Annotated in this window: 18 protein-coding genes; 12 read left to right on the forward strand and 6 right to left on the reverse strand. The window is 64.8% G+C overall.

Annotation, left to right across the window (positions count from 1 at the left end; translation table 11 throughout):
* Positions 1-206: 206 nt before the first annotated feature.
* The 4 genes from parE to QD208_RS11745 all read left to right on the forward strand — a co-directional run bounded on the left by parE (position 207) and on the right by QD208_RS11745 (position 6,293).
* On the forward strand, positions 207-2,087 hold the full coding sequence (parE, locus tag QD208_RS11730) for a DNA topoisomerase IV subunit B (RefSeq protein ID WP_279836905.1): 1,881 nt from the start codon (positions 207-209) through the stop codon (positions 2,085-2,087).
* Between the two features lie 123 nt (positions 2,088-2,210).
* A complete protein-coding gene (gene parC, locus QD208_RS11735) occupies positions 2,211-4,487 on the forward strand; it encodes a DNA topoisomerase IV subunit A (protein WP_279836906.1) in 2,277 nt (758 codons plus the stop codon).
* Positions 4,488-4,593: 106 nt separating this feature from the next.
* Positions 4,594-5,805, forward strand: coding sequence for a phosphoserine phosphatase SerB (gene serB, locus QD208_RS11740; RefSeq protein ID WP_153635349.1), 1,212 nt, complete (start codon positions 4,594-4,596; stop codon positions 5,803-5,805).
* Between the two features lie 239 nt (positions 5,806-6,044).
* A complete protein-coding gene (locus QD208_RS11745; protein WP_043335179.1) occupies positions 6,045-6,293 on the forward strand; it encodes a TIGR02647 family protein in 249 nt (82 codons plus the stop codon).
* Positions 6,294-6,402: 109 nt separating this feature from the next.
* On the opposite strand, the gene QD208_RS11750 is transcribed toward QD208_RS11745, so the two are convergent.
* The gene (locus QD208_RS11750) at positions 6,403-6,762 is read right to left on the reverse strand and encodes a 5-carboxymethyl-2-hydroxymuconate Delta-isomerase (protein WP_043335180.1); all 360 of its coding nucleotides are present in this window, start codon (positions 6,760-6,762) and stop codon (positions 6,403-6,405) included.
* A 125-nt stretch (positions 6,763-6,887) separates the two neighbouring features.
* Positions 6,888-8,123, reverse strand: coding sequence for an EF-P beta-lysylation protein EpmB (gene epmB / locus QD208_RS11755; RefSeq protein WP_153635350.1), 1,236 nt, complete (start codon positions 8,121-8,123; stop codon positions 6,888-6,890).
* A 91-nt stretch (positions 8,124-8,214) separates the two neighbouring features.
* Between epmB and efp the strand changes: the two genes are divergently transcribed.
* Positions 8,215-8,781: an elongation factor P gene (gene efp, locus QD208_RS11760; RefSeq protein WP_043335182.1), complete on the forward strand. Its 567-nt coding sequence runs from the start codon at positions 8,215-8,217 to the stop codon at positions 8,779-8,781.
* 225 nt (positions 8,782-9,006) lie between these two features.
* Positions 9,007-10,092, forward strand: coding sequence for an EF-P lysine aminoacylase GenX (locus QD208_RS11765; RefSeq protein ID WP_279836950.1), 1,086 nt, complete (start codon positions 9,007-9,009; stop codon positions 10,090-10,092).
* Positions 10,093-10,579: 487 nt separating this feature from the next.
* Here the strand turns inward: QD208_RS11765 and asd are convergent, their stop codons facing one another.
* Both asd and QD208_RS11775 read right to left on the reverse strand, forming a co-directional pair.
* Complete coding sequence (gene asd / locus QD208_RS11770) at positions 10,580-11,497, reverse strand: archaetidylserine decarboxylase (RefSeq protein WP_153635351.1); 918 nt, start codon at positions 11,495-11,497, stop codon at positions 10,580-10,582.
* Positions 11,498-11,749: 252 nt separating this feature from the next.
* Positions 11,750-12,613: a rhodanese-like domain-containing protein gene (locus QD208_RS11775; protein WP_153635352.1), complete on the reverse strand. Its 864-nt coding sequence runs from the start codon at positions 12,611-12,613 to the stop codon at positions 11,750-11,752.
* 616 nt (positions 12,614-13,229) lie between these two features.
* Here QD208_RS11775 and QD208_RS11780 point away from each other — a divergent pair.
* Positions 13,230-14,564 carry an NCS2 family permease gene (locus QD208_RS11780; RefSeq protein WP_153635353.1) on the forward strand — a complete coding sequence of 445 codons (1,335 nt, stop codon included), beginning with the start codon at positions 13,230-13,232 and terminating at the stop codon, positions 14,562-14,564.
* Between the two features lie 129 nt (positions 14,565-14,693).
* Here the strand turns inward: QD208_RS11780 and rsgA are convergent, their stop codons facing one another.
* Entirely contained in the window at positions 14,694-15,704 is a 1,011-nt protein-coding gene (gene rsgA, locus QD208_RS11785) for a small ribosomal subunit biogenesis GTPase RsgA (RefSeq protein ID WP_192837873.1), read from the reverse strand.
* A 183-nt stretch (positions 15,705-15,887) separates the two neighbouring features.
* On the opposite strand from rsgA, the gene orn reads away from it, so the two are divergent.
* Positions 15,888-16,460 (forward strand): oligoribonuclease, encoded by a 573-nt coding sequence (orn, locus tag QD208_RS11790; RefSeq protein WP_107335235.1) that lies wholly within the window; start codon positions 15,888-15,890, stop codon positions 16,458-16,460.
* A 55-nt stretch (positions 16,461-16,515) separates the two neighbouring features.
* On the opposite strand, the gene queG is transcribed toward orn, so the two are convergent.
* A complete protein-coding gene (queG, locus tag QD208_RS11795) occupies positions 16,516-17,586 on the reverse strand; it encodes a tRNA epoxyqueuosine(34) reductase QueG (protein ID WP_279836951.1) in 1,071 nt (356 codons plus the stop codon).
* A 307-nt stretch (positions 17,587-17,893) separates the two neighbouring features.
* Here queG and QD208_RS11800 point away from each other — a divergent pair, with 307 nt between their 5' ends.
* The 4 genes from QD208_RS11800 (at position 17,894) to mutL (ending at position 24,262) form a co-directional block, all read left to right on the forward strand.
* Positions 17,894-19,699, forward strand: a complete 1,806-nt coding sequence (locus QD208_RS11800; RefSeq protein WP_279836907.1) for an NAD(P)H-hydrate dehydratase — start codon at positions 17,894-17,896, stop codon at positions 19,697-19,699.
* Positions 19,680-20,165, forward strand: a complete 486-nt coding sequence (gene tsaE / locus QD208_RS11805) for a tRNA (adenosine(37)-N6)-threonylcarbamoyltransferase complex ATPase subunit type 1 TsaE (protein ID WP_279836908.1) — start codon at positions 19,680-19,682, stop codon at positions 20,163-20,165. Before QD208_RS11800 ends, tsaE begins: the two co-directional genes overlap by 20 nt.
* Before the next feature lie 121 nt (positions 20,166-20,286).
* Positions 20,287-21,741 carry an N-acetylmuramoyl-L-alanine amidase gene (locus QD208_RS11810; protein WP_043335201.1) on the forward strand — a complete coding sequence of 485 codons (1,455 nt, stop codon included), beginning with the start codon at positions 20,287-20,289 and terminating at the stop codon, positions 21,739-21,741.
* A 163-nt stretch (positions 21,742-21,904) separates the two neighbouring features.
* Positions 21,905-24,262 (forward strand): DNA mismatch repair endonuclease MutL, encoded by a 2,358-nt coding sequence (mutL, locus tag QD208_RS11815; protein WP_279836909.1) that lies wholly within the window; start codon positions 21,905-21,907, stop codon positions 24,260-24,262.
* Positions 24,263-24,311: the final 49 nt, after the last annotated feature.

Here is a 24,311-nt window from a genome sequence, read left to right on the forward strand (position 1 = left end):
GTGCGTGGTGCTTTCTGCTACGAGACACCACGACCTGGCTGGGCACGGCACCTCTTGGCACGACATGGATTGGCACGACTTGGCAGGGCGTTTGATGCTGAACGCCAGGCGCCGGTCTCTCATTTTTCAGGAATCCGTTGTCCGTCTCGCGCACGTGAAATGGCGAGTCGGATGGCGGACGTCAACACCAAGGACACAAGGCTGCGATGAGTCAGTACAGCGCCAGTTCCATTGAGGTCCTCTCCGGCCTCGAACCGGTCCGCAAGCGGCCCGGCATGTATACCGACACTTCTCGGCCCAACCATCTGGCGCAGGAAGTCATCGACAACTCCGTCGATGAGGCGCTGGCGGGGCACGCGAAGGAAATCCGCGTGCGCCTGCTCGAGAATGGCGGTATCGAGGTCGGCGATGACGGTCGTGGCATGCCCACCGACATCCACCCCGAGCATGGCGTGACCGGCATCGAGCTGATCCTCACCAAGCTGCACGCGGGGGGCAAGTTCTCCCAGGACAGCTATCGCTTCTCCGGCGGCCTGCACGGCGTGGGCGTCTCGGTGGTCAATGCGCTGTCGACGCGTCTGGAAGTGGAAGTGTGCCGCGATGGCCTGCGTCAGCGCATCGCCTTCGAGAATGGCGAGAAGGCCGAGGAGCTGACCCAGATCGGCACCGTCGGCAAGCGCAATACCGGCACCCTGGTGCGCTTCTGGCCGGACGAGAGCTACTTCGACAGCCCGCGCCTGGCGATGCCGCGTCTGCGCCACCTGCTGCGTGCCAAGGCCGTGCTGTGTCCGGGCCTCAAGGTCGTGCTCATCGAGACCGATGGCAGCGAGACGACCTGGCACTACGAGGATGGCCTGCGCGATTACCTGCTCGGCGCCACCGATGGCTACGAGCGCCTGCCGGAATCGCCGTTCGTCGGCCATTTCGAGGACGAGGAGCACGGGGTCGACTGGGCGATCCAGTGGCTGCCGGAAGGCGGTGAGCTGGTGCAGGAACCCTACGTCAACCTGATCCCCACGCCGCTGGGCGGCACCCACGTCAATGGCCTGCGCTCCGGTCTGCTCGAGGCGCTCAAGGAATTCTGCGACTACCGCAGCCTGCTGCCGCGTGGCGTCAAGCTGAGCGCGGATGACCTGTGGGAGCGCGCAGCCTTCGTGCTGTCGGTGAAGATGCTCGATCCGCAGTTCGCCGGCCAGACCAAGGAGCGTCTGTCCTCACGCAGCGTCGCCGCCTTCGTCTCCGGCGTGGTCAAGGACGCCTTCTCGCTGTGGCTCAACCACCATGTCGATCAGGCCGAAGCGCTGGCGGAGCTGGTGATCTCGGCGGCCCAACGCCGTCTGAAGAGCGCCAAGAAGGTCGCGCGCAAGAAGGTCACCTCCGGGCCTGCGCTGCCGGGCAAGCTCTCGGACTGCTCAAGCTCCGACCCTGCCGACAGCGAGCTGTTTCTGGTCGAGGGTGACTCCGCCGGCGGCAGCGCCAAGCAGGGCCGCAACCGCGAGACTCAGGCGATCCTGCCGCTGCGTGGCAAGATCCTCAATACCTGGGAAGTCGAGTCGCATGACATCTACTCCTCCCAGGAAGTCCACGACATTGCGGTCGCCATCGGCCTGGACCCGGGCTCGGACGACCTCACCAAGCTGCGCTATCACAAGGTCTGCATCCTGGCGGATGCCGACTCCGATGGTCTGCACATCGCCACGCTGCTGTGCGCGCTGTTCGTGCGTCACTTCCCGGCGCTGGTGGATGCCGGGCGCGTCTTCGTCGCCATGCCGCCGCTGTACCGCATCGACCTGGGCAAGGAAGTGCATTACGCCCTGGACGAGAGCGAGAAGGCGCACATCCTCAAGCAGCTCGAGAGCAAGCGTGGCACGCCCAATGTGCAGCGCTTCAAGGGTCTGGGTGAGATGAATCCGCTGCAGCTGCGGGAAACGACCATGGCGCCGGACACCCGCCGTCTGGTGCAGCTGACGCGCAGTGCGGATGACGGCACCCACGAGATGCTCGACATGCTGCTGGCCAAGAAGCGCGCCAGTGATCGCAAGAGCTGGCTCGAGGACTACGGCAACATGGCCGACATCGAGGTCTGATCATCGTGAGCTTCGAGCGCAGCTGAACTTCGAAAGCCAGACAATCTGCGCGACAGCATTCTTTCGGGAGCGCCACAGTCAGGCGCTCCCCGGTTTTACGCTCGTAATCAAGGTCAAGCGCCCATGAGCATGGATATCCAGGTCGCGGAGGGTGACGTCGAACGTCTGGCCCTGCGCGACTACACCGAAAAGGCGTACCTCGACTACTCGATGTACGTGATTCTCGACCGCGCCTTGCCGCATGTCGGCGATGGCATGAAGCCGGTACAGCGCCGCATCGTCTACGCCATGCGCGAACTGTCCCTGACGGCCAACGCCAAGTACAAGAAGTCGGCGCGTACCGTCGGCGACGTGCTGGGCAAGTTCCACCCCCACGGCGACAGCGCCTGTTACGAGGCGATGGTGCTGATGGCGCAGCCGTTCAGCTATCGCTACCCGCTGGTGGATGGCCAGGGCAACTGGGGTAGCCAGGATGACCCCAAGTCCTTCGCGGCGATGCGTTACACCGAATCGCGGCTGTCGAAGTACTCCGAGGTGCTGCTGTCCGAGCTCTCCCAGGGTACCGTCGACTGGGTGCCCAACTTCGATGGCACCATGAACGAGCCCAAGGTGCTGCCGGCGCGTCTGCCCAATGTGCTGCTCAACGGCACTACCGGTATCGCGGTGGGCATGGCGACCGACATCCCGCCGCACAACGTGCATGAAGTCGTGGCCGCCACCCGCCATCTGCTGCGTCATCCGGACTCCGACAGCGATCAGTTGATGGAGTACCTGCCGGCACCGGACTTCCCCACCGAGGCGGAGATCATCACGCCGCGCACCGACCTCGCCAAGCTCTACCGCACCGGTCGTGGCAGCGTGAAGATGCGCGCCCGCTACGTGCTGGAAGAGGGCGATATCGTGATCACGGCGCTGCCGTATCAGGTCTCCGGCGCCAAGGTGATCGAGCAGATCGCCGCCCAGATGCAGGCCAAGAAGCTGCCGATGGTCGCGGACCTGCGTGATGAGTCCGACCACGAGAACCCGACGCGCCTGCTGATTCAGCCGCGCTCCAATCGTGTCGATATCGAAGGCCTGATGGCGCACCTGTTCGCCACCACGGACCTCGAGAAGAACGCACGCGTCAACATGAACGTCATCGACCTCAAGGGGCGCCCGCGGGTGATGGCGCTGCACGAGATGCTCGCCGAGTGGCTGCGCTATCGTCGCGCCACCGTGCGTCGTCGCCTCGAGCATCGTCTGGCCAAGGTTGAGGACCGCCTGCATATCCTCGAGGGTCTGCTGACGGCTTATCTGAATCTCGACGAGGTGATTCGCATCATCCGCGAGGAAGAAGACCCCAAGGCCAGCCTGATCGAGACCTTCCAGCTCTCCGAGCGTCAGGCCGAGGCGATCCTCGAGCTGCGTCTGCGTCACCTGGCGCGTCTTGAAGAGATGAAGCTGCGTGGCGAGCAGGACGAGCTCAAGCGCGAGCGCAAGCACCTCAAGCATCTGCTGGGCAATGACGAGGCACTGACGGACCTGATCGACAGTGAGCTTGAGCAGGCCGCCACCGACTTCGGTGATGCACGTCGCTCGCCGCTGGTCGAGCGCGGCGAAGCCAAGGCGCTGTCGGAAGTCGAGCTGATGGGCGCCGACCCGATCACCGTCGCGCTGTCCGAGAAGGGCTGGATCCGTGCCGCCAAGGGGCATGATATCGACCCCGAAGGCCTGTCCTACAAGGCCGGCGACCGCTTCCATCTGGCGGCGCGCGGCAAGACCAATCAGCCGCTGGTGCTGTTGGATGACACCGGGCGTGCCTACACCCTGGCCGCGCACAATCTGCCCAGTGCACGCGGGCAGGGCGAACCGATCACCGGGCGCATGAACCCGGCGGCGGGGGCGGCGATGGTCGGACTGCTGCTCGATGCGCCTTCCGCGCGCTATCTGCTGGCCTCCGATGGCGGCTATGGCTTCGTGACCACGCTCGAGCAGCTCACCGGCAAGAACAAGTCCGGCAAGGCAGCGCTGACCTTGCCGCGCGGCTGTGCGGTGCTGCCACCGGTCGAGGTGCCGACAGTGCCGGAGGCTGCCGATGGCGCGCCCGCGGCCTTGGAAGTGGCGGTGGTGTCCAACGAAGGGCGTCTGCTGGTCTTCCCGCTCTCCGAGCTGCCCGAGATGTCCAAGGGCAAGGGTAACAAGATGCTGTCGATTCCGGGCGAACGCGCCGCCAACCGCGAGGAGTTCGTGCGCTCGCTGGTGGTCTTGCCCGCCGGCGCGACCCTGGTGGTGCATGCCGGCAAGCGCAAGACCCTGCTCAAGGGGGCGGATCTCGATTATTATCGTGGCGAGCGTGGCCGCCGCGGCAGCAAGCTGCCCAAGGGCTTCCAGAAGGTCGACCGTCTGGCCGTCGATAGTTGAATCCGGGCCGGATGGCCTGGCTTGTTAGCTGAGGTGCGTCGGCGTTGACGCCGACATGCCCCGTGGGCGACACCTTGATGATTCATTGCTCAGGAATGATTTTCCAATGACACAACGTATCTTGATCCGTGCCACCGGTACGGCTCGTCCAGGACAGCTGGCAGGGCTTGGTCAGGCGCTGGCGCGCAGCGGCGCACGACTGCTGGACATCAATCAGAGCGTGACCTTCGGGCTGGTGTCGCTGGAAGCGCTGGTGGCTCTCGGCGCGGAGTCCGATCTGGAGGCCGCGCTGGCCGCCGCCGGTGAACAGCTGGGGCTGGATGTGCAGGCCGTGCAGGTCGGTGCTGAGGAATATGCGCGCTGGAGCCATCAGGCGGAGCGCCCGCGCTGGATTCTGACGCTGCTGGCGCCGTGTCTGCCGGCCGGCATTCTGGCCGAGGTCGGTGGCCTGACAGCCGAATTCGGCATCACCGTCGAGCTGATGCATCGTCTGTCGGGGCGTGAGCCGCTGGATGGCGAGTCACCGGCCGAAGGCGCCTGTGTCGAGTGCTGGCTGCGCCTGCCGGAGAGTGACACCGACATCAATGCCCTGCGCGAGAAGGCGCTGGCGCTGGGCGCGCTGCACGGTGTCGATATCGCGATCCAGGAAGACGATATCTGGCGTCGTCATCGTCGCCTGATCTGCTTCGACATGGATTCGACGCTGATCCAGACCGAGGTGATCGACGAGCTGGCGCGCCGTCACGGTGTCGGCGAGGAAGTCTCGGAAGTCACCGAGCGTGCCATGCGGGGCGAGCTGGACTTCAAGGAAAGCTTCCGCGAACGCATGAGCAAGCTGGAAGGCCTGGATGAGTCGGTGCTGGCCGATATCGCCGCCAATCTGCCGCTGATGGATGGGGTCGAGCGCCTGATGGCCAACCTCAAGGCGCTGGGCTATCGCACCGCGATCCTGTCCGGCGGCTTCACCTACTTCGCGCGTCATCTTCAGCAGCTGCTGGGTTTCGATGAGATCCACGCCAATGAGCTGGTGATCGTCAATGGCAAGGTCACCGGTGAAGTGCGCGAGCCGATCGTCGATGCCGAGCGCAAGGCGCTGCTGCTGCGCGAGATCGCCGAGCGTCATGGCCTGCATATGGAGCAGACCATCGCCGTCGGTGACGGTGCCAATGACCTCAAGATGCTGGCCGAGGCGGGGCTGGGCATCGCCTTCCGCGCCAAGCCGCTGGTGCGTGAACAGGCGCGCCAGTCGATCTCGACCCTGGGCCTGGATGCCGTGCTCTACCTGATGGGCTATCGCCAGCAGGATCTCGAGCACTGATCCGTGATTCAGCCGCTGAACGCCTGCGCTGAGTGACAAGCCAGTGTGTGAGTGACAACGCCCCCATCGCCGCCGCGATGGGGGCGTTGTCGTCTGGTCATCAGGTCGCAGAATAGTCCCAAAGCAGCAATGCGCTTTCGGGTGTAAGGGCTAGACTGGAGGGGAAGCGCCGACGACTCGTCGCTCGTCAGTTGACGCCATACTGAAACGCCACTCGCCACGCCGTCAGGAGTTTGCCCATGCCGTCACCCTATGACGATGAACTGCACCTGCTGTGCCTTTTTCCGCATGATGCCGCCCTCAAGGGTTTGAAGATTCGCCACGATGCCAGTCCCGACATGGTGGCCGCCGCCGAGCGTCTGCATGCCAAGGGGTTGACCACGCTGCCGGATGGCGGCTATCTGACGTCGGTGGGCCGTGAGGCCGCCGAGCACGCCCATCGTCTCAATGACCTGCTTCACGTCCCGATGGCCATGACGGGCACCTGAGTTCGCCTGTTGGCTGAATCGCTGATCATGAGAAGGAAAAACGCCCCGTGGCTTTCGGCCACGGGGCGTTTTCGTCTACGGCCTCAGGGGCGGTGAGTCACTTTTGCGCTCAGGCCTTGTGCTTGCGATAGGTCGCGCGGGTGATCTCGACGATCTCCACGCTGACTTCGCGGGCCGCCTCGCAGTGAGGCTTGAGGGCCTCCATCAGGATATCCGCCAGGCGCGACTTGTCGTCATCGCTGCGGCCTTCCAGCTGGTGGCAGTGCAGGTTGACGAAGCCGTGCTTGTGCGCCAGCGGTGCCTGATTGCCGGCCAGACGCCAGTGGCGCCAGCTTTCCGCGCGCACCTTGATGTCGGTTTCCTTGAACAGGCCACTTTGCATGGCAGCGGCATGCAGGTCATCCATGATCGCGTCCATGTCGAGGCTGGGGGCCAGACTGTCGGCATAATCAATGACGAGATGAGGCATGTGGTGGGCTCCTTGAGCATGGCCACGCCTCTCGGGGCGTGTGCCGATGATGAAATTGGCCAGCGATAGTAGCAAATTTTGCGCAGCACGCCGCCTGTTGTTGCCTCACGCTGCCAGTGCGCCATTCACGCGCTGGCGATGATACCCGTCAGGTTGAGCGAAGATGGCTCTCGCTCGTCACCCGCAGGGGAAGACGCCGAAGGGCCAGTGGTGGCGGCGTCGACTCCCGGATGTGTCTTGGACACTGTGGGCTTGGACAGAGGGGGCTTGGACAGAGGGGGCTTGGAAAGAGGTGTCTTGGAGCGTCGGCCGGGCACTTCACGTACCAGGCGCGGCATCAGGAAGCCGGGCAGATGCTCAAGCAGCGCTTCCATCAGGTTGCAGGCCTCTTCATCACTGACCGCGAAGTGGGCGGCACCCTGTACGGGGTCGAAGGCATGCAGGTAGTAGGGCAGTACGCCGCACTCGAAGAGTCGCTCGGCGAGGGCTGTCTGCACTTCCACGCTGTCATTGACGCCGCGCAGGATGACGCCCTGATTGAGCAAGGTGACGCCGGCGCTCTTGAGGCGAGTCATCGCGGCAGCGACGGCGTCGTCCAGCTCGTTGGCATGGTTGGTGTGAATGACCAGCACCTTCTGCAGACGCGTGGCACCCAGCCAGCCGAGCAGCTCGTCATTGACGCGGTCCGGAATCACCACTGGCAGGCGCGTGTGGATGCGCAGGCGCTTGAGGTGCGGAATCTCACCCAGCGACTCCACCAGCCACGCCAGGCGCTTGTCGGGCGAGACCAGCGGGTCGCCGCCGGACAGGATCACCTCGTGGATGCGCTCGTCAGCGCGCAGGTAGTCGAGGATATCCTGCCACTGCGCGCGGCTGGGCTGATGGTCGTCATAGGGGAAGTGACGGCGGAAGCAGTAGCGGCAGTTGATCGCGCAGCCGCCGCTGGCCATCAGCAGCACCCGATTGGTGTACTTGTGGATCAGCCCCGGCAGCGGCGTATGCTCGGCCTCTTCCAGCGGGTCGGTGACGTAGCCGTCGAGCACGTCGGTCTCGGCGTCCAGCGGCAGTACCTGGCGCAGCAGTGGGTCGTCGGGATCATTGGCGCGGATGCGGCTGGCATAGGCCTCGGGCACGCGGATCGCGAACAGCTCATGGCCGTCGCGGGCGCCCGGCAGCCACTCGCGCGCGAGCCCCAGGCGCTCCAGCAGAGCCTGTGGAGAGCGGATCACGTCGCGTAGCTGTGCACGCCAGTCATTCGGGGCAGACGGGGCTTCAGCGGCAGTTGAGAAGGCCTCTGAGGCACGACTTTCGTGGCTGGTGTGCGGGATGGTATGCAAGGATGCAGGGGTTCGGGTTATCATGCGCATCACTTCTAGTCATGATTGCAGCCAATTGACTGCAATCTGGAATTCATGGCGGGCAAGACCCGTTAACGAGTCGAGAGCGAGCAAGATGGCCAACTATTCTACCAACGAATTCAAGTCCGGTCTGAAAGTGATGCTGGACAATGATCCCTGTGCCATCGTCGATAACGAACTGGTCAAGCCGGGCAAGGGTCAGGCCTTCAACCGCGTCAAGCTGCGCAACCTGAAGACCGGTCGTGTATGGGAGCGTACTTTCAAGTCCGGCGAGAGCATCGAAGCCGCCGATGTCATGGAAGTCGACATGGAATACCTCTACACCGACGGTGAGATGTGGCACTTCATGCGTACCGATGGCTCCTTCGAGCAGTACGCTGTCGATGGCAAGGCGCTGGGCGACACGGTCAAGTGGCTGAAAGAGCAGGTCGTCTACACCATCACGCTGTGGAACGACAACGCGATCGCCGTCACCGCGCCGAACTTCATCGAGCTGGAAGTCGTCGAGACGGACCCGGGCCTCAAGGGCGACACCGCCAACGGTGGCTCCAAGCCGGCAACCCTGTCTTCCGGTGCAGTGGTGCGTGTGCCGCTGTTCATCAACCAGGGCGAAGTCCTCAAGGTTGATACCCGCAGCGCCGAGTACGTGTCTCGCGCCTGAGCCCTTTCGCTCACGTCGTGAACACCCTGATGCCTCGCCTCGTGCGGGGCATCATCGTTTGTGCTGGCCACTCATGCTGGTCATTCGTGCAGGGCGATCGTGTCGATCAGCCCTCCCGGTTGGCCAGCGCTCCCGCTGATCCCTTCCTCGAGCCTGTCCATGTCTGATGCCGATTCTTCCGCCGCTGCTTCACCTCTCTCAGCCGCTGCCGCGCCCGGCGCCGCCCTGGCAGAGGACTGGGCGCCCACTGCCACGCGCGAGCGGCTCGTCCAGCGCGCGCGTCTGATCAGTGAGGTGCGCACCTTCTTCGCCGAGCGTGAGGTGCTGGAGGTGGAAACGCCGGTGCTGGGGCAGGCCGGGTCGACGGATGTCGGTCTCGCGTCATTGTCACTGACCGCGCAGTTGCCGGGCGAGCGTGAGCGCGTGCCGCTGTGGCTGCAGACATCGCCGGAATTTCACATGAAGCGTCTGCTGGCGGCCGGCAGCGGGCCGATCTTCCAGATCGCGCGTGCCTTCCGTGATGGCGAGGTCAGCCGCCGCCACAATCCCGAGTTCTGCATGCTGGAGTGGTATCGCCCCGGCATGTGTCTTGAGGCGCTGATGACGGAGACCTGCGAGCTGATCCGGCGCGTGATGGCGCTCGGGGCACAGCTGACCGGTAAGCCGTCGCTGCTCAGTGAGTCTCAAGACGCCCAGATTGGGCCTGCCATCACGCCTTACCGTGCGCTGTTTCGCCGTGTGCTGGCGCTGGACCCCTTCACGGCCTCGCTCGAGGAGCTGCGAGCCGCCTGTGCGCGAGAATGTGAGGTCGCGGCTGACGACTGGTCGCATGAGACCTGCCTGGATGCGCTGATGAGCCTGGTGATCGAGCCGACTCTTGGCTCAGGGTCACAGGGCGCAGGAGCGCAGGGGCGAGGGGCACAGGGGATAGAAGCGCAGGGAAAAGCTACCGTGGAGCTGGTCACCGAGTACCCGGCCGCGCAGGCAGCCTTGGCGCGCAAGCATCAGGACAGTGAGGGTGATTGGGTGGCGTCGCGCTTCGAGGCCTACGTGGCGGGCATCGAGCTGGCCAACGGCTATGACGAGCTGACTGATGCCAGCGAGCAGGCGGCGCGCTTTGCCGAAGACAATGCCGCGCGAGTCGCCCAGGGCCTGCCTGAGGTAGCGGCGGACCAGCGTCTGGTGGCGGCCTTGCAGGCGGGAATGCCAGCGGGGAGCGGGGTGGCGCTGGGGCTGGATCGTCTGATCATGCTGGCGCTGGGGGAGCGCGATATCTCGGCGGTCATCGCTTTCCCGGCATCACGTGCTTGAGAGCCGGCATGAGAGGCAGCTTTTGATGTGATTTGCGTGAATCCCAGCGTTTATTACCAACACGCTTGCCGAGCGTGCGTCGACTAGACTGGAGAAGTCAGCGTGGAGGGTTGGCGCTTGCCTGCGAAGCCCGCAGACAAGGTGATGGCAGGACCAGGGCAATGGTCGCAGCGGGTCTTCTTTTATCGGGCATGGTGAAAGAAGGCGACAGATGATGGCTCGAACCCTCGGAGCCTTCGAGGCATCATCCGGCAATCGCGTCGTTAGAGCGCGACGCCCGTCATGGAGGACTCTGATCTGTTTGGGCACTGAAGGTAGTGATCACCCCGATGGCAACGTTCATCGCGGGGCAAGGCAAGAAGGCGAGGGGCGCGGTCAGTCTCCTGTCGTTAAAAAGGGAAGCCAGGGGCTTCCCTTTTTTTATGCCAGGGTTTCATGTGCGGGCTTTATGCACGAGTGTCGTGCTCGCGCTGCGCCAGGCCTGACCTTATTTCTCGTCTGTGGTCGGCGTGTCCTGCGCCGTCTCTGTCGCATGCTCTTCTGGCTCGGTCGGGGCCGGTGCTGTCGCAGACGGGCGCATGCCGAGTGACTGACCCATGCTGACCTTCTGGCCCGGTGTCAGGGCGTCATCGAACTCGACGCTGTCCGGGAAGCACATCACCACGGTGGAGCCGAGCTGGAAGCGGCCCATCTCGGCGCCATGCGCCAGCTCGATGAGTTGATCGAAACGGGTCGTCTCGACATCACCGGAAAGCGGCGTGACCTGACCACTCCAGACGGTCTTAATCGCCGCGACGATCATCGCGCCCACCAGCACCATGGCCATCGGGCCGTGTTCGGTCTCGAAGATGCACACCAGTCGCTCGTTGCGCGCGAAGAGGCCCGGCACGTGCTTGGCGGTGGCTTCGTTGACCGAGAACAGGCGTCCCGGAACATAGGCCATCTCAACTAGGCGACCGGCCACCGGCATATGGACGCGATGGTAGTCCTTCGGTGACAGATAGACGGTGGCGAAGCGACCGTTGCGGAAGGGCGCGGCGCGCTCTTCACTGCCACCCAGCAACTGGGTCAGCGAGAATGCCTGACCCTTGGCCTGTACGAGAGTGCCGTGTTCGATGTTGCCGAACTGGGACAGTACGCCATCGGCCGGTGACACCAGGCCTTCGCCGATGGGGCGGGCATCCGCCTTCAGGGCGCGGGTGAAGAAGTCATTGAAGCAGGCGTAGGCACGCGGATTCTCCTCGAGCGCCTCGTTCATGTTGACGCCGTAGGCCTTGATGAAGCGCTCGATGAAGGTGTTCTTGACCCACGGATTGGTGCAGGCGGCGACACGGCCGATGAGGCGTGAGATCAGGTGCTGGGGCAGTGGGTACTGGCTCAGGGAAAACAGCTTGGCGCGATCCACGATGGCGATCCTTGCAGGCACTTTCAGGAATGAAAAGCCCGCTCCTCGAGAGGGCGGGCGTTGGCCGGCAACAGCGGCGGCCAGCAGTTGGGCTGCACCTTAGCCCATCGTCAATAACGGCTCAAGCCTGCGAATTGCCGCAGCCGTGGGCCTGGCGACAGTTGCCAGGCAGGCCATGCGTGTCATCCCGGCATGGCCTGCCTTGGCGTGCTGGCGCCGGACAGGGGCGTTCCAGTCTGCGATCAAGCGCCTTCAGCGTTCGATGGGCGTATCGTCACGGTTGCCCCATTCCTTCCAGGAGCCCGGATAGGCGCGCACATCGCTGAAGCCCAGCGCCTGACCCACCAGCCAGGTCAGACCGGAGCGGTGATGGCTCTGGCAGTGCGTCACGATGTGCTGTTCGGGGTTGAGGCCGCGAGCGCCCAGTTCCGTCACCAGCTCCGCATAGTCGCGGATGCGCAGGTTGCGCTCACGGTCCATGGCCTCGGTCCACTCGAAATGCACGGCGCCCGGGATATGGCCGAGGCGGGCGTTCTGGCCCTTCTCGCCACGATACTCTTCCGCGGAGCGCGCATCCCAGACCACGACGCTTTCCTGCGGGTCCTCGGTCGCCAGTCGATCGAGAATGTCTTCCCGCGTCGCCATCACGCTGGTGTCCATGTAGGCGGCGTGATACTCGCTGGGGCTCCAGTCGCTGGCGGTGTCACTCAGCGGCAGGCCATCGCCTTGCCATGCGTGCAGGCCACCATTGAGGTAGCTGTAGCGGGTATGACCGAGCAGCGCCAGGGTCCACAGCAGGCGTCCGGCCCAGCCGCCGCCTTCATCGTCATAGGCCACCACATGGCTGTCGCGGGTGATGCCAAGGGCTGACATCACGCCAGACAGTGCCTCGGGGCTCGGCACGCCGGGAATGTCGTCGTCATTGCTGCCGACCAGCTGCTTGAAGTCGAGCAGGCGAGCGCCGGGCACATGACGCGCATGGCTCTCGGCTTTCAGTGGCACGTCGACGATCACGATATCAGGATGGTCGAGCATCTCCGCGAGCTGCTGCGGTTCGACGATCAAGGGCAGCAGGTCGGCTTCCGAGGGGGAAGGGTGTGAAGAATCGTGAGACATGGCGTAATCCTTGCTTCTACGAAGAGAGTGATCTTTCCGGCATCATGGCACGTCGGCTGGCACTGTGGTCAAGTCACTGCGATCAAGAGATGCAATCAAGTGACTGCGGCGAGGCGAAGTGTCACCGCGCCAGATTCCTTGCCATCTTGTCCCCTGAAACGACATGTTTTCAGTATAATGCCGCGCGTCACATTCTGGGGCGAACGTGTGAATGCCCAGTACGGACGCATAACGGTACAGACGTGGACGACGCGTGTGCCAGCAGGGCACAGTGCGCGCCATGACCTGACCTTCTGGACAGCCTTCTGGACAGGCTTCTGATCAACTGGCGAGGCCAGCCAGCAGCCAGTAGATCCAGTAGGTCTTGTAGCCAGTAGGTCTTGTCGAAAGAAGCGCTTGTTTCAGTGCAGCGGGCCTGGGGCGAATGCCACATTCTGGCCCTCGGGAACCCCCTCTTCGCGGCCCCAGGCAATACACTGTCTGTCGCCAGTGGCGCTGCTGCACTCTTCGAGTGCGGTGCGGGCGCTCAACGTGTGTCATTTCGGTGCAGCATGTCGGCGTCTCGTCGACGCTGAGCTGCTACTCAATCGCTTCATCCTGAACGGGAGTCATCATCTTGCTCGAGCGCCTATTCTCACTGCGTGCCGAAGGCACCACGACGCGCACGGAAGTGCTGGCGGGCATCGCCACCTTCATGGCGTCGATGTACATCATCGTGGTCAATCCCGGCATCCTGTCAGCCGCCGGCGTGCCATTCAGTGCCGCCCTCACGGCGACCGTGCTGGTCAGCTTCTTCGGCAGCCTGATGATGGGCCTGTACGCGCGCAACCCGATCCTGGTCGCGCCGGGCATGGGCATCAATGCCCTGTTCGCCTACACCATGGTACTGGGCGGTGGCATGAGCTGGGAGGTCGCGCTGGGCTGCGTGTTCTGGGCCGGCGTCATCTTCGCGGTACTGGCCCTATTCAACGTGCGCCGCCTGGTGATCGATGCGATTCCCGCTCAGCTTCGCTACGCCATCGCCTGTGGTATCGGCCTGTTCATCACCTTGATCGGTCTGGTGAATGCCAAGCTGATCGTCTCCAACCCTGTCACCGTGGTCAGTGTCGCGCCGATGACGCCCTCACTGGTGGTCTTCCTGCTGGGGCTGGCGCTGACTGCCATCCTGGTCGCGAAGCGCATCCACGGCGCTCTGATCATCGGCATCATCGTCACGACCCTGATGGCGACCACCATCGGGCGTCTGTGGGGGGATGGCAGCGCCTACTTCCCGCCGGAGATCGCTCAGCCGACGCTGGTCAACTTCACCGGTATCTTCGCTGCGCCTGATTTCAGCGGCCTGCTGGCGCTGGACCTGCTCGGCTCGCTCAAGGTGGCCTATGCGCCATTCATCTTCGTCATCCTGTTCACGGTGTTCTTCGATGCGCTCTCGACCTTCATGGCAGTGGCCGAGGCGGGCAATCTGAAGGACGAGAATGGTGACCCGCGCAATATCCGTCGCTCGATGATGGTCGATGCCTTCTCGGCGCTGGTGTCCGCACCACTCGGCACCAGCCCGGCGAACGCCTACATTGAATCGGCGGCCGGTATCAGTCAGGGCGGACGCACCGGGCTGGTCGCGGTGGTGGTGGCGCTCTGCTTCCTGCCGTTCCTGTTCCTGGCGCCGCTGCTGTCGCTGGTGCCGTCCATCGCGACCGCTCCGGCGCTGATTCTGGTCGGCGTGTTCATGATGGAGCCGATCGGCAAGATCCACTGGCACCAGTTCGATGATGCGATTCCGGCCTTCATCGCCATGGTGATGATTCCGCTGACCTACTCCATCACCCACGGTATCGTGTTCGGTTTCCTGAGCTTCGTGGTCATCAAGCTCGGCGTCGGCAAGGCGCGCGAGATTCGCCCGACCATGTGGGTGCTGTTCGCGCTGTCACTGCTGCTGTTGCTGGAAGGCTAGGCTTCGAAAGCGGTGGTGATGTGTCTCGAGGCTGTGATGTAACTCGAGGGCCTCGAGCATGAAAAAGCCCCGCCAGGCAGTCACTGCCTGGCGGGGCTTTTTGTTGACGGCTTTTTTGATAGCGCCTGATCAGCTCTCGGTCAGCGAGAGCAGAATCTTCTTGTAGCTTTCGAAGCGCACGCGGCCGATCTCACCGTTGTCCACGGCCTGAAGCAGGGCGCAGCCCGGCTCCTTCTCATGCTTGCAGTCGCGGAAGCGGCAATAGCCGAGATAGTCGTGGAACTCGCGGAAGCCGTCGGTGACCTGCTCGGGGGTCAGGTGCACCAGGCCGAATTCACGAATGCCGGGCGAGTCGATCAGGTCACCGCCATCCGGCATATGATAGAGCCAGGCGGTGGTGGTGGTGTGCATGCCCTGGCGTGATTCGGCCGACAGCGGGCCGACACGAACCTCTTCCCTGGGCAGCAGCATGCCGATCAGGGACGACTTGCCGACGCCACTCTGGCCGACGAAGACCGAGGTGCGGTCGCTGAGCTGGGCCTTGAGGGCGTCAAGCCCCGACTCGCCACGCGTGGTACAGGCGACGACTTCGTAGCCGAGCGCTTCATAGCGCGCCAGCAGGTCGCGCAGCTCACCGCCGCTTTCCGGCAGCAGGTCGACCTTGTTGAGCACCAGCACCGGCGTGATGCCGGTGGCTTCCGCGGCGATCAGATAGCGGTCGATCAGGTTGGGCTGCGGGGCGGGTTCGGCGGCGAACACGATCAGGATCTGGTCGATGTTGGCCGCCACCGGCTTGAGCACGCCGCGCATGTCGGGGCGTTCAAGCTCGGTGGTGCGTGCGCCACGCGCGACGACGACGCCGCTGGCATCGCTGGCTTCGCGCCAGATGACCCGGTCACCGGTGACCAGCGTCTCGAGGTTGGCGCGCAGGTGGCAGCGGTGCAGGCTGCCGGATTCGCTCTCGACTTCCAGGCTGCGCCCGAAGTGGGCGATGACACGGCCATGCTGCTCCGGGCCATATTCGCCGGCGTCGAGCTTGTCACGGTCCTGCGTCTCGCGCTTTTCGGCGCGCTTGGTACGCTCGGCCTGCACCTTCTCGATTCGCCATTGCTGCTGGCGGCTTAGCTTGCGTTTACTCATGCTTGGCTGGTGACTCCGGTCGCCGTTCGTTCGCCAGGGATGGGAGAGTCTTCCCCCCTTTGCGGCGCGATTGTACCCTTTGCGCCCTCGGGTGTCGTGCGACGCCCCGGGATGGCGTGTGATACTGCTGTCATCGACTGGCGTCCCGCGCCATTCCATCATCTGCTCAGCAAGGAGTGACCCATGGCAAATCCCACCGCGCAGGCCGACCGCCTCATCTGGATCGACCTGGAAATGACCGGTCTCGACCCGGCGCGTGAGCGCATCATCGAGGTGGCCACGCTGGTCACCGACGGCGACCTCAACCTGATCGCCGAAGGCCCGGTGCTGGCCGTGCATCAGCCGGACAGCCTGCTGGAGGCGATGGATGAGTGGAATACGCGCACCCATGGTGAGTCCGGGCTGGTGAAGCGCGTCAAGGAAAGTCAGATAGATACCGCCGAAGCCGAACGCCAGACCCTCGAGTTCCTGGCCCGGCACGTGGCGGCAGGCGCCTCGCCGATGTGTGGCAACAGCGTGCATCAGGACCGCCGCTTCCTGCAGCACGAGATGCCGTTGCTGGAAGAATTCTTCCACTACCGCAACATCGATGTCTCGACCCTGAAGGAGCTGGCCAAGCGCTGGAATCCGGCCGCGCTCGACGGTTTCAAGAAGCGTGCGACCCACCAGGCGATGGACGATATCCGTGAGTCACTGGCGGAGCTTGCGCATTACCGCAAGACCTTCCTCAAGCTGACCCAGCAGGGCATCGTCTAAGCATCGTTCCTCTAGGCAAGGGCGCTCGAAGCGAAAGCCCTGGAGGCAACGCCTCTCAAAGCGCGGTGGCCAGGCGGGCGCCGCGCTTGAGGGCCTGCTCCTTCAGCGCCCAGCGCACATGCTCGCGCAGCGGCTCGCTGGGGTAGGCCAGACGGGCGCGCAGCACATGCTCGACCTGCTCCGACCAGGGCGCGTTGCCCAGCCCGATGGCGATGTTGGAGAGCCACTTCTCGTAGCCGATGCGTCGAATCGGGCTGCCTTCCGTCTTGCTGAGGAATTCCTGCTCCCCCCAACAGAACAGGCGGATCAACTCGATGCGATCCAGATCATGGCGCGGCGAGAAGTCAGTCTCCTGGGTCGCCTTGGCGAAGCGCGTGAAGGGGCAGAACAGCTGACAGTCATCGCAGCCGTAGATGCGGTTGCCCATCGGGCGACGGAATTCCTCGGGGATGGCGCCATCGAGCTCGATGGTCAGGTAGGAAATGCAGCGCCGCGCATCGACGACCTTGTCCTCGACGATGGCATCCGTCGGGCAGGCGACCTTGCAGGCGTTGCAGCTGCCGCAGTGTTCCTTTTCAAAGGGGGCGTCCACCGGCAGGGGCAGGTCGGTGTAGAGTTCGCCCAGAAAGAACAGGCAGCCGGCCTGCTGATTCATCAGCATGGCGTTCTTGCCGAACCAGCCGATGCCGGCCTTCTGTGCCAGGGCGCGCTCCATCACCGGGGCGGAGTCGACGAAGGCGCGATAGCCGAACTTGCCGACTTCCTTCTCGATCTGCTTGGCCAGATTGGCCAGTCGCTTGCGCATCAGCTTGTGGTAATCACGCCCCAGCGCGTAGCGTGACACATAGGCGCGTTCGGGTTGGCTGAGCACCTGAGTGGTCTCGACCTCAGGCGGCAGGTAATCGAGACGCACGCTGATGACGCGCAGTGTCCCGGGCACCAGCTCTTCAGGGCGAGTGCGCTTGGTGCCGTGCTTGGCCATGAAGTTCATCTCGCCGTGATGGCCGTTGGCCAGCCAGCGCTCCAGATAGGCCTCGTGGGCCGAGAGATCCACATCGGTGATGCCGACCTGCTGAAAACCCAGCTCGCGCCCCCATGTCTTGATGCGCGTCGCCAGTTCCGCCATGGCCTGTTCATCGGCGGCGGGGCTCCCGGTGTCGGCAGGTGAAGCGGCGGCGGTGGATGAGTGCGGAGCAGACATGGGGGTTCCAGCGAGATCGAGGGCAGAGGCGCGCCACCTTAGCGCAACTTGCCGGTCAGCCCAAGCGTGCTGCCTGACGGCGTGGGCACGGCAGGTAAGGTGCAGTAGAAAGGAAGGTGGCATGCAGCGCCATGCCTCACGATAGGCAACGCATATCCAGGCAGGCAACGAGCGTCCAGACAGGCAACGAACATCCAGTCAGGCAATGGATATCCAGACAAGGAGTGTAGGCATGACAGCGCACGAATCGACCTCTGACCAGACCTGCCCCCCGGCATCTTCGGCAACCATGACGCTGTGGCGTTCGGTCAACTGTCTGTGGCCGTTGGCGGCGCTGCGTGATCTGGAGCATTGGATGCTCGCGGAGGAGACCGTCGCCGCTGACAGTGGCCAGAGCGAGGCGCCGGTGGAGAAGCGGCTGATGGGGCGCGCCGCGCAATCGGCGTTCGATCTGCTGCGTCAGCGTTGGCCGGAGACGCGCAGGCTGTGCGTGCTGTGTGGCGGCGGCAACAATGGCGGCGATGGCTATCTGCTGGCGCGCTTGGCATTGCTGGCGGGCTTCGAGGTGCGAGTCATCGCCTTGACGCCGGAGGATGCCTTGACCGGTGATGCGCAGCTGGCCGCGATCGCGGCGCGCGAGGCTGGTGTCGAGACGCTGGCATGGCCGAAGGCCGATGAGGAGGCGGCGGATGCGCTGCTCAAGGGCTGGCCCTTGCTGGTGGATGCGCTGACCGGCATCGGCCTGCGCGATGCGCCGCGCGGCAGCGTGGTCGAAGCCATCGAGCGCATCAATCACGCTCATCAGCAGGGCGTGCATGTCATGGCGCTGGATGTGCCCTCAGGCTTGAACGCCGCGACGGGCGCGGTCGCGGGTGTCGCCGTGGAAGCGGATGTGACGCTGACGTTTCTGGTCGACAAGCCGGGCCTGCACACCGGCCGCGCCGAGCTGCACGCCGGGCACGTCAGTCTGGCGCGCCTGGGCGCGGCGCGCGTGTTGCCGGAGGTGGTCGCGCAGTCGCGAACCGCGGCCTTGCTGGCAGAGGACGCCGTGCAGCGGCTGACACCGCGCTGGCTGGAGTCCGAGCTGGTGCCGCGCTCGCCGCTGGCCCACAAGGGCGATACCGGCAGTGTGCTGGTCTTCGGCGGCGGGCCGGGGCTGGGGGGCTCGGTGTTGCTGGCCAGTGAGGCAGCGGCGCGGGCCGGTGCCGGCAAGGTCGCGCTGCTGACGGCGCCCGCGCATATCAGCGCCAGCCTGACGCGCTGCCCCGAGGTCATGGCGCGCGGCCTCAAGAGTGGCCCGGAGGGCAGCAGCCACGATGGCTTCGCCGTGCTGGAATCACAGTTGGCACAGGCCAGCGTGACGCTGGTCGGCCCGGGCATGGGTACCGAGAGTCTCGAGAGTATGCTGTGGGGCTGGGGCGGCATGTCGCGGGTGCTGGCGGCGGGGCAGCCGCTGGTCGTGGATGCCGATGGCCTGAGCCTGCTGGCCTGGCGCGCGAGCGAAGGCGACATCATCCCTCGCGACGACTGGGTGCTGACGCCGCATCCCGGCGAGGCCGCGCGTTTGCTCGATTGCAGTGTGGCGGACGTCGAACACGACCGGATCGCAGCCGCAAGAGCACTCCAGCAGCGTTTCGGCGGCAGCGTGGTGCTCAAGGGCGCGGGCAGTCTGGTGGCGAGTCCTGCGGGGGTACTCGAGGGGCCGGCGGTGGCGCTCTGCCCCTATGGCAATCCGGGCATGGCCAGTGGCGGCATGGGCGATGTGCTGGGTGGCATCATCGCCGGTCTGGCGGCGCAGGCGCTCAACGGCGGCTTCGATGCACGTCAGCCGCGTTCCTCCCTGGATGAGGCGGCGCAGGCCCGGCGAGTCACGCGCGCCATGGCGCAGGCGTCAAGGCTTGGGGTGCTGGTGCATGCCCTGGCGGCCGACCGGGCGGTGCAGGAGCGTGGTGAACGTGGCCTGCTCGCAGGTGATCTGGCATCCTATATGCATTTATTGCTCAATCCACGGGCCCGAGATGCGCATACTTCTGTCTGATGAAAACGCCCAGGTTGCCTTCGGCACTCAATTGGGAAATATCCTTGCCGGCCGCGGGCTGGTGTTCCTTGAGGGCGAGCTGGGGGCGGGCAAGACGACCCTGACCCGCGGTGTGCTGCGCGCCTATGGTCACCAGGGCGCGGTCAAGAGCCCGACCTACACCCTGGTGGAGCCCTACGTGCTGCCACGGGCCGAGGGTGGCGAGTGGTACATCAACCACTTCGACCTCTACCGTCTCGCCGACCCTGAAGAGCTCGAGTTCATCGGGGGGCGCGATCTGCTCGCCGCCGACAGCCTGGCGCTGATCGAGTGGCCGAGCTGTGGTCAGGGCTTTCTGCCCACGCCGGATCTGCGCATCACGCTGTTCGTCGCCGACGAAGGACGCGAGGCCGAATTGACTGCCCTGACACCGCGAGGTGAGGGTTGGTTGGCAACACTGGCCGAGCGCCGAACCTCTCAGGCATGATGACGTCGTTCCGCTTGCGTTGTCTGGCGGCGCAGTGTCCGATCATTCGTTATCTTCATTCATGTTCTTTCTGTCTGGGTCATCCTGTCTGATGCCTGAAATAGCGTCCAAAATCCCCCGTATGCGTCTGGCGCGCAGCTTCCGTCGCTGGCTGGCGGGTGGCGTCGTCTGCTCGCTTGCCAGTCTGGTGCTGGCGCCGCAGGCGCTGGCCGCCAAGGTCGAGAACCTGCGCCTGTGGACCGCACCGGACCACACGCGGCTGGTGTTCGATCTCGACAGTGCCGCCAAGGCCAAGGTCTTCGGCCTCGACAATCCGCGCCGTCTGGTGATCGACCTTGCCGGCAGTGAAGTGGCCAGTGCCGCCGTCGAGCGCAAGTTCGCCGCGCTGAATCTCGAAGGCAGCGCCATCAAGTCGATCCGCAGCGGGCGTCAAGGGGATGCCCTGCGTGTGGTGCTCGACCTGACGCGCCCGGTCAATCCCAAGGACTTCACGCTGGCGCCGAATGCCAAGTACGGCAATCGCCTGGTGGTGGATCTCGAGTTCCCCGGCGAATCGGCGGTCGAGAATCCCATCGACCCCATCGAGGCCCGTATCCGCGAGCAGGAACAGGCTGCGGCCAAGCGCAAGCTGAAGGGCGAGCCGGCGGAGCCTGTGGTCAATACCCAGGCGGCGGCACATCCCAAACGTGACATCATCATCGCGATCGACCCTGGCCACGGCGGGGAAGACCCGGGCGCCAGCGGCCCCAGCGGGACTCGAGAGAAGGATGTGGTGCTCAAGATCGGCAAGCGCCTCAAGCGCATGTTCGATGCCCAGCCCGGCTTCAAGGCCATCCTGACCCGCAACAGCGATTACTACATTCCGCTGCGCAAGCGCACCGAGATCGCGCGTGAGCAGAAGGCAGACTTCTTCGTCTCGATTCACGCCGATGCCTTCAACAGTCCGCGCCCGCATGGCAGCTCGGTCTTTGCGCTCTCAAGCCGCGGCGCTACGTCCGAGACAGCACGCTGGCTGGCCGCCACCGAAAACCGTGCTGACCTGATCGGGGGCGTGGATGGCAATCTCAGCCTGAATGACAAGGATGAGATGCTGCGTGGCGTGTTGCTCGACCTGACCATGACCGCGACGCTCAACGATTCGCTGGCGGCGGGTAGCGGCGTGCTGGCCAACCTCGGGCGCATGAATTCCCTGCACAAGCGTCAGGTGGAGCAGGCGGGCTTCGTGGTGCTCAAGTCGCCGGATATCCCCTCGCTGCTGGTGGAGACAGGCTTCATCTCCAACCCTCAGGAAGAGCGCAACCTCAATAGCGGCCCCTATCAGGAGAAGCTGGCGCGCTCGATCTTCTCGGGAATCCAGAGCCACTTCGAGCGCAATCCGCCGCCCGCGAGTCTGCTGGCATGGCAGCGCAGCCAGGCACGCGGTGGCAACGGCGGCGAATATCGCGTCAAGAGTGGCGATACGCTGTCGGAAGTGGCCCAGCGCCACAACGTGAGCATGGCGGCCCTCAAGCAGGCCAACAACATGAGTGGCGACACGGTGCGCGTGGGCCAGCTGCTCAAGATTCCGCGCAGCTGAACCTGACGTCATGAAGTCGCCCTGACCGCACCTTGCGTTGGCGGGGCGCAGACACTGTCCGCTGATGCAGTTCCGGCATGCGTTGCTTGCCGTGACTGGGTCGGCGGACAGTATCGTTTTCAGAGAAGCGGCGTTTTTCGCTCGTGTATCCAGGAGTCTATCGATGTCTGACGAGCTGACCGACATGCAGCCCGCTCGCCCTGGCGAGCGACGGATCCGTATCCTCAATCCGCGCCTTGCCAACCAGATCGCGGCGGGTGAGGTCGTGGAGCGGCCGGCTTCCGTGGTCAAGGAGCTGGTCGAGAACGCCATCGATGCCGGCAGCACCCGCATCGAGCTGGAGCTGGAAGGTGGCGGTGCGCGGCTGATTCGCGTGCGCGACAACGGCTGCGGCATCACCGAGGAAGACCTGCCGCTGGCGCTGTCACGGCATGCGACCAGCAAGATCGAGAGCCTGGATGACCTCGAGGGCGTGGCGAGCCTCGGTTTCCGGGGCGAGGCACTGGCCTCGATCAGTTCGGTCTCGCGGCTGGAGCTGTTCTCGAATGTCTCGGAGGAGCCGGCCAATGGCTGGCGCGTGGTGGCGGAAGGGCGCGAGATGGCGCCGCGTGTCTCCCCGGCGCCGCATCCGCGTGGCACCAGCGTCGCGGTGCGTGATCTGTTCTTCAATACGCCGGCGCGCCGCAAGTTCATGCGCACCGAGAAGACCGAGTTCGGTCATGTCGAGGAAAGCTTCCGGCGGCTGGCATTGTCACGCCACGATATCGGCTGGACGCTGCGCCACAACCAGAAGGTGGTGCATCAGCTGCGCGCCGGTGAAGACACCCTGACGGTGGAGCGGCGCATCGGTGCGCTGCTCGGGCGCAACTTCCTCGAGCATGCGTTGCACCTGGATATCGAGGCCTCCGGGCTGCGTCTGTCCGGTTGGGTGGGCTTGCCGACGCATTCGCGTGCCCAGGCCGATCAGCAGTACTTCTTCGTCAATGGCCGCGTGGTGCGCGACCGCCTCGTCGCGCATGCCGTTCGTCAGGCCTATCGCGATGTGCTGTTCCATGGTCGGCATCCGGTGTTCGTGCTCTATCTGGAGCTCGACCCGACGGTGGTGGATGTCAACGTTCACCCGACCAAGCATGAAGTGCGCTTCCGGGACGGGCGCCTGGTGCATGACTTCCTGTTCTCGAGCCTGCACAAGGCGCTGGCCGAGGTGCGCCCCGGTGACAACAGCGCCGCGCCTACCGGCATCGACGGGCAGGAGAAAGAAGAGGACCCCGGTTGGCAGCAGCAGGGCATGCGTCTCGGTCGTCAGGAACAGGATGCCCAGCAAAGTGCCGCCACTGAACAGCAACCGTCATCGGCCGGCCCGCAGGCCGGGGGCGACTCGTCGGCCTCGCCAAGCGCGTCTGCCGGCGCTGCGGCCCCCTGGCAGCCTTCCTCGCAGCTGCCGCCTGCCGGTGATGGACGCTCCAGCGAACGCCTGAGCGCCGAGCGTGTGCGTCAGTTCATGGCCGGCTATCGGGCACTGCATCCCAGCGAAGATCATCTGCTGACGCCGGGTGGCGGCGCAGGCGGCGCGGGCGTGGCCAATGATCCGGCGGCGATCGCCAGTGCCGAACGTGAGGCGCGGCGTGCGCCACGTGTCACGCTGGGCGAAGGTGGCCGCGAGGGTGACGGGCCAGGGCAGGGCGCAGGACAGGGCGCAGGACAGGGGAGTGCGCAGGCCGGTGTCGGGGAAGCTGCGCCCGGCTGGCGGATCGACTCGGCGCCGGCGGGCGCGCCTTCCAGCGACGCAGGGCCTGGCATGTCGGCGCCGTCTGGCCCTAGTGGCTCGGGCTCAGGCAGTTCGGTTCCGGGTAGTTCGGTCTCGGCTGGTTCGGTCTCAGGCAACTCGGCAGTAGTGATGCGTGGTCTGCCGGCGCAGAGTGACGACGATGACACCCCGCCGCTGGGCTACGCCGTGGCGCAGCTGCATGGCGTCTACATCCTGTCGCAGACCTCGCGCGGACTGGTGATGGTCGACATGCATGCCGCTCATGAGCGCATCACCTATGAGCGCATGAAGCAGCATGTTCACGGTGGCGGCCATCTGGAGGCCCAGCCGCTGCTGGTGCCGGTGTCGCTGGCGGTCAGTGCGCGCGAGATGGGCACCTTCGAGCGCGAGTCCGAGGCATTCACCCGTCTGGGCGTCGAGCTGGACGCTGCCGGGCCGGAAACGCTGCTGGTGCGTCAGGTGCCGGTCGTACTCGGCAATGCCGATGTGGAGCCCCTGGTGCGCGGCATGCTGGAAGACCTTGAGCGCTATGGGCGCAGTGACCGCATGGAGGCGCACATGAATGAACTGCTCGCCGACATGGCGTGTCGCGGCAGCGTGCGCGCCAACCGCCGACTGACGATTCCGGAAATGAATGCCCTGCTGCGTGACATGGAGCGCACCGAGCGCTCCGGGCAATGCAATCATGGCCGGCCGACCTGGACCGAGCTTTCGATGCATGAGCTCGACAAGCTGTTCCTGCGCGGCCAGTAGATGATGCCCCATGTCGTCGCGGTTCACCCCTGATTCACCTCCCAGCCCA

The sequence above is a fragment of the Cobetia sp. 29-18-1 genome, from assembly GCF_029846405.1.
Lineage (GTDB): Bacteria > Pseudomonadota > Gammaproteobacteria > Pseudomonadales > Halomonadaceae > Cobetia > Cobetia amphilecti.

Coding starts and splice junctions, on each gene's coding strand:
- parE (WP_279836905.1), top strand. CDS start 207: ATGAGTCAGTACAGCGCCAGTTCCATTGAGGTCCTCTCCGGCCTCGAA.
- QD208_RS11750 (WP_043335180.1), bottom strand. CDS start 6,762: ATGCCTCATCTCGTCATTGATTATGCCGACAGTCTGGCCCCCAGCCTC.
- QD208_RS11745 (WP_043335179.1), top strand. CDS start 6,045: ATGCCGTCACCCTATGACGATGAACTGCACCTGCTGTGCCTTTTTCCG.
- QD208_RS11800 (WP_279836907.1), top strand. CDS start 17,894: ATGACAGCGCACGAATCGACCTCTGACCAGACCTGCCCCCCGGCATCT.
- queG (WP_279836951.1), bottom strand. CDS start 17,586: ATGGCGGAACTGGCGACGCGCATCAAGACATGGGGGCGCGAGCTGGGT.
- orn (WP_107335235.1), top strand. CDS start 15,888: ATGGCAAATCCCACCGCGCAGGCCGACCGCCTCATCTGGATCGACCTG.
- efp (WP_043335182.1), top strand. CDS start 8,215: ATGGCCAACTATTCTACCAACGAATTCAAGTCCGGTCTGAAAGTGATG.
- tsaE (WP_279836908.1), top strand. CDS start 19,680: ATGCGCATACTTCTGTCTGATGAAAACGCCCAGGTTGCCTTCGGCACT.
- QD208_RS11775 (WP_153635352.1), bottom strand. CDS start 12,613: ATGTCTCACGATTCTTCACACCCTTCCCCCTCGGAAGCCGACCTGCTG.
- serB (WP_153635349.1), top strand. CDS start 4,594: ATGACACAACGTATCTTGATCCGTGCCACCGGTACGGCTCGTCCAGGA.
- QD208_RS11810 (WP_043335201.1), top strand. CDS start 20,287: ATGCGTCTGGCGCGCAGCTTCCGTCGCTGGCTGGCGGGTGGCGTCGTC.
- mutL (WP_279836909.1), top strand. CDS start 21,905: ATGTCTGACGAGCTGACCGACATGCAGCCCGCTCGCCCTGGCGAGCGA.
- rsgA (WP_192837873.1), bottom strand. CDS start 15,704: ATGAGTAAACGCAAGCTAAGCCGCCAGCAGCAATGGCGAATCGAGAAG.
- parC (WP_279836906.1), top strand. CDS start 2,211: ATGAGCATGGATATCCAGGTCGCGGAGGGTGACGTCGAACGTCTGGCC.
- epmB (WP_153635350.1), bottom strand. CDS start 8,123: ATGATAACCCGAACCCCTGCATCCTTGCATACCATCCCGCACACCAGC.